At 64.3% G+C, this 4,696-nt stretch carries 6 protein-coding genes and 1 pseudogene; 1 reads left to right on the top strand and 6 read right to left on the bottom strand.

Annotation, left to right across the window (positions count from 1 at the left end; genetic code table 11):
• Nucleotides 1-142: 142 nt before the first annotated feature.
• The 5 genes from ABNS06_RS02405 to ABNS06_RS02385 all read right to left on the bottom strand — a co-directional run bounded on the left by ABNS06_RS02405 (nucleotide 143) and on the right by ABNS06_RS02385 (nucleotide 2,702).
• Nucleotides 143-988: an IS3 family transposase gene (locus tag ABNS06_RS02405; protein WP_348672368.1), complete on the bottom strand. Its 846-nt coding sequence runs from the start codon at nucleotides 986-988 to the stop codon at nucleotides 143-145.
• Nucleotides 937-1,290 carry a transposase gene (locus tag ABNS06_RS02400; protein ID WP_348672367.1) on the bottom strand — a complete coding sequence of 118 codons (354 nt, stop codon included), beginning with the start codon at nucleotides 1,288-1,290 and terminating at the stop codon, nucleotides 937-939. The genes ABNS06_RS02405 and ABNS06_RS02400 overlap by 52 nt, the downstream gene beginning before the upstream one ends.
• Nucleotides 1,291-1,410: 120 nt before the next feature.
• The gene (locus ABNS06_RS02395; RefSeq protein WP_348672365.1) at nucleotides 1,411-1,665 is read right to left on the bottom strand and encodes a WGR domain-containing protein; all 255 of its coding nucleotides are present in this window, start codon (nucleotides 1,663-1,665) and stop codon (nucleotides 1,411-1,413) included.
• Complete coding sequence (locus ABNS06_RS02390; RefSeq protein ID WP_348672364.1) at nucleotides 1,652-2,080, bottom strand: recombinase family protein; 429 nt, start codon at nucleotides 2,078-2,080, stop codon at nucleotides 1,652-1,654. The genes ABNS06_RS02395 and ABNS06_RS02390 overlap by 14 nt, the downstream gene beginning before the upstream one ends.
• 40 nt (nucleotides 2,081-2,120) lie before the next feature.
• A complete protein-coding gene (locus tag ABNS06_RS02385) occupies nucleotides 2,121-2,702 on the bottom strand; it encodes a recombinase family protein (protein ID WP_339773052.1) in 582 nt (193 codons plus the stop codon).
• A gap of 64 nt (nucleotides 2,703-2,766) precedes the next feature.
• On the opposite strand from ABNS06_RS02385, the pseudogene ABNS06_RS02380 reads away from it, so the two are divergent.
• Nucleotides 2,767-3,612, top strand: a pseudogene (locus tag ABNS06_RS02380) (helix-turn-helix domain-containing protein); the annotation flags it as partial.
• A gap of 132 nt (nucleotides 3,613-3,744) precedes the next feature.
• Here the strand turns inward: ABNS06_RS02380 and ABNS06_RS02375 are convergent.
• Nucleotides 3,745-4,511, bottom strand: a protein-coding gene (locus tag ABNS06_RS02375) for an IS5 family transposase (RefSeq protein ID WP_348672366.1) whose coding sequence is annotated in 2 segments (ribosomal slippage) — nucleotides 3,745-4,202 and nucleotides 4,202-4,511 — 768 coding nt in all. Because the reading frame shifts where the segments join, the coding sequence is not laid out codon by codon here.
• Nucleotides 4,512-4,696 lie beyond the last annotated feature (185 nt).

Here is a 4,696-nt window from a genome sequence, read left to right as displayed (position 1 = left end):
GGCGTTGGCTCACGTCGCAATGGGCAAGACCGGCCACTCGCTGCACCCTGGCTGAGCTTACACAACGCGGTGACAAAGCCGCCGGTCAAGCCCAATGCGCCAATGACCCCTTTCTGGAGTGCGCCCCTTCGGGCGGACCGGCTCAGGCGGCGGTTTTGACAGAGGCGCGGGCGTTGCGTTCCTCGAATTCGACGGGGCTGAGATACCCCAAGGCTGAGTGGAGGCGCCGCCGGTTGTAGGCTTCGATGAACCTCGGCACGCCGGCGGCGACGTCCTCGAAGGTCTCGTATTCCATCAGATAGGCGTCCTCCACCTTCAGAGTCTTCATGAAACTCTCGGCCTGCGGGTTGTCGTAAGGGTTTCCGCGCCGGCTCATGGAGCCGACGAAGCCGTGCTCGGCGAGAAGGTCGCGATGCGCCCCAGCGGCGTATTGCGAGCCGCGATCCGAATGGAACACGCAGCCGGGGAGCGGCCGGCGGGCCGTGATCGCCCGGCGCAGCGCCTCGACGGCCAGGCGCGCGTCGATGCTGCGGCCGATGGCATAACCCACGACCCGCCTCGACCAGGCGTCGAGGATCAGCGCCACGTAGGCGAAGCCGGCGGCCACCGTGATGTAGGTCAGATCCGCGACCCAGAGCTGGTCGGGGCCGTGAACCTCGAAATCGCGCGCGACGAGCGGGAAGATCGGGCCGTTGTGATCGCTGTCGGTGGTCCGGACGAAGCGCCTCCGGGGCCGCGGGTTCAGATCGTGCGCCTTCATCAAGCGACGGACCTTCTTTGCGTTGACGACGTGGCCCCGGTGACGGAGCTCGGCGCCGACGCGTCGGTAGCCGTAGCGCTCGAACTCGTCCGTGATGGCGCGGATCTCGGCGACGATCGCCTCGTCGCGCAGCTTTTCCGCGGGCGCGGCGTAGAAGCTCGACCTCGAGATGCCCATCAGTTCGCATCCCCGCCGGACGGAGAGGCCGCGGGGCCGCTGGTCACGGATGTATGCGCGCTTCTCGGCGACGTTCTGGAGCGCACGGCCCCCTTTAGAAAGTCGATCTCCAGCGCCTGACGACCGACCAGGCGTTCCAGCGCGGCGATCCGCGCCTCGTAGCCGGAGAGCAGCTCGGCGGCCACCTCCTCGTCGTCGAAGGCGCCCGTCTCCGCCTTCTCGACCCAGACGCGGACCAGGTTCCGCGAGAGATCGTGGCGGCGCGACAGGGCGTGCAGGGTCTCGCCGGCATGATACTCGGCGACGACTTGGCGCTTGAATTCGGTGCTGTGGCTGCGATGGCGTCTTGGCATGGACCTTCCTCATCGGAAAGCCCGCCCCCGGTCAATTCAGACCCGGCCGACCTGCCCACTCCGAGGGGCGCACTCCATTCCATGCGAAAAATCACCGCTGATAGGGTAGGGGGCTGGCCATCACCCTGCGAGCTGATAACCCCGCTTCTGCTTCGCCCGATAGAGCGCCACCATCGCGTCGGCGGCACGGCCTGCATCCTCGAAACAGTCGACCCGGTGCCGCCCCTGGGTGCCGATGCGGCCCCACTCGCGCAAGAGAGACACGCCGCCAAACAGGTCAGGCATCAAGCGTAGCCGGTAGAAGCGATACATATTGGCATCGTGGTCCACGCGCTCGATGCGGATGTCCTCGGGAAACATCTCAAGCTGCTGCATCGGGTGACGCCTCCCGCATGACACGGCTGATCGTAGAGCGATGGACATTGAACAGGCGCGCGGCCTCTGCCTCGGTGCGCTTGCCGGATCGCACCAGGTCGCGGATTTCCCGGCGCTGATCGTCCGACAGCTTTGGCTTGCGTCCTGGGTGGCGTCCTTTCTTACGGGCGCGTTCCAGTCCAGCCCGCGTGCGCTCCCGGATCATCTCGCGCTCAAACTCGGCGAAGACGCCGACCATTTGCATCATCATGCGCCCTGCCGGCGTCGTCGTGTCGATGGATTCAGTCAGGGACCGAAAGCCGGCACCCGCCGCGTCGATCTTCTCCATGATGGACAGAAGGTCTTTGAGCGACCGCGACAGACGGTCGAGCTTCCAAACAATCACCACATCGCCATCACGGAGCTGGTCGAGCATCCTGTGACTCTTCACGATAAATGGCACTGATATTTGCACGCTAATTGGCACTCTCGGTGCGTTGGAGGGTGCGGTAGATCGTAGGCCGCGAGACGGCAAATACATCTGCGAGATCGCTGACGGAGTAGTCGCCGGTGTCGTACATGCGGCGCAGCTCGCGGTGCTGTTTTTCGGAGAGCTTTGGTTTCTTGCCGCGCAGCTTGCCCTTGGCGCGGGCGATTTTCATGCCTTCGCGGGTGCGCATCCTTATGAGGTCGGACTCGAACTCGGCGAAGGTGGCGAGGATGTTGAAGAACATCTTGCCCATGGGATCGGTTGGATCATAGACCGAAGCGCCCAGGGCGAGGCGGATGCCGCGTTCGGCCAAGCCGTCTGCAATGGTGCGGGCATCGGGAGCAGACCGCGCCAGCCTATCCAGCTTGGTCACGACCAGAGTGTCGCCTTTTCGGACTGCGGCCAGGGCCTGATCGAGGCCCGGTCGGGCGCGCGTGCGGCCTGTCAGGCCGTGGTCAGTGTAGATGCGATCCGGGGCAACACCGAGGTCGATCAGGGCGTCCCGCTGTGCGGTCAGGTCCTGTTTGTCGGTGGAGCAGCGTGCATAGCCGATTTGGGTCGATGTCATATCTTGATTGTACGTAAGAGCTACCTCTATTGCAAATCAATGCGTACCATTCTTATGGTACATCATGACGTCAAAGAAACCTGATCCTGCTAATGCGCCGACAAACCGTCCGCTGATCGATCCTCTTACGGACAGCCTGGCTGCGTTTTCAGACGAGGATCGGGCCGCAGCAATGGAGCGGTTCCGGGTCCTGCAGCCGCACATTGAGACCGGCGTCCCGCTGACAGGAGTGGCGGACACATCGGGCCATCCGATCCGAACACTGCGCCGGTGGGCGGCGCGATATCATGAGGCCGGGCTTTCAGGATTGGTACGGCGTCAGCGCTCCGATGCAGGACGCCGGAAACTCCATGCCGATCTGGCGCAACAGATCGAGGCCCTTGCCTTGCAGAAGCCGCGCCTGTCGGCGGCTTTGATCCATCGGCGCATCGCGGAGGCGGCAAAGGCAGAGGGCCATCCTGCCCCATCACACGCGACAGTGCGCAGGGTGATGGGAGCGCTTGATCCAGCCATGCTGTGCCTCGTCCATGAGGGTCCAACCGCCTATCGTGACCGCTACGAGCTGATCCACCGGCACCGCGCTGAGCGCCCCAATGCGGTCTGGCAGACGGATCACACCCAGCTCGATCTCCTTATCCTCGACGCAAACAGCAAGCCCGCCCGTCCCTGGCTGACCATCGTGCAGGATGATTATTCCCGCGCGGTCGCAGGCTATTGCGTGTTCCTGGGCGCACCCTCTGCTTTGCAAACCGCTCTGGCTTTGCGTCAGGCAATTTGGCGAAAGACGGACCCGGACTGGCCGGTCTGCGGTATCCCCGAGACGCTCTATACTGACCACGGATCAGACTTCACCAGCCAGCACCTGGAGCAGGTCGCGGCAGAGCTACGGATCGAGCTGGTATTCTCGGCCGTGGCGCGCCCGCAGGGGCGGGGCAAGATCGAACGGATATTCGGCACGGTGAACACCGAACTCCTGCCGGAACTTCCGGGCTATCTTGCCGAGGGTAAAACAAGACGCCCGCCTGCGCTGTCGCTTTCAGAGCTAGGCTGTGTTGACGAAGTCCCTGAACCACATGCGGATCGAGGTGATCTGGACGAAGCCCAGAAAGCTGGCGGCGGTCTTGTCGTAGCGGGTGGCGACGCGTCTGGCGTTCTTCAGGCGGTTGAAGCATCGCTCGATGCGGTTGCGCAGGGCGTAGATGTGGGTGTCGACGCTCTCACGCACCTTGCGGTTCCTGCGGGCGGGGATGACTGCGACGCCGCCCCGGTCCTGCATGTCCTGGCGGATCGCGTCGGAGTCGTAGCCGCGGTCGGCGAGCAGCACCCGGGCGAGCGGTCCGTCGGCCTCCATCAACGGACCGTAGCCGCGATAATCGGAAACCTCGCCGCCGGTGATCTCGACGGCGATGGGCAGCCCCGCGCCGTTCGTCTTGAGATGGATCTTGGTCGAGAAGCCACCTCTTGAGCGCCCAAGACCCTGATCCTGAATCCCCCCCTTTCGCCCGCGGCGCAGTGGTGGGCGCGGGCGACCGTGCTGTCGATCATCTGGACGCTGTGGAGCGATCCCTCAGCCTCATTCAGGGCTTCCAGGATCAGGTCCCAGATGCCTGCGAGCGTCCATCGTCGGAACTGACGGTAGACTGACGCCCACGGGCCAAAGGTCTCCGGCAGGTCTCGCCAGGGCGAGCCGGTCCGCGCGATCCAGAACACCCCGTCCAGCACCAGACGGTGGTCCTTCGGTGGGCGGCCTCTCTTGGGGCCGCTCTCGATCACGAACGGCGCGAAGAACGCCCATTCCTCATCGCTCATCAGATTGCGAGCCACGATCCCCTCCCTTCCAAGGAGGGACTCTGAATCACGCCTCAGCCGATTTGGGAATCCACTTCGTCAACACGGCCTAGATCAAGCTGTCGGGCACTTTCTGGTCGGAACACACAATGCCCGCCGCCACAGCGAGATCGGCATGGCTCCCAATGCGGCCTGGCGCGGCGACG

The organism is uncultured Abyssibacter sp., from assembly GCF_964000955.1.
In the GTDB taxonomy this organism is placed as follows: domain Bacteria; phylum Pseudomonadota; class Gammaproteobacteria; order Nevskiales; family OUC007; genus Abyssibacter.
Note: the sequence above shows the minus strand (reverse complement) of the source record. Positions and strands in the feature narration are given on the sequence as shown.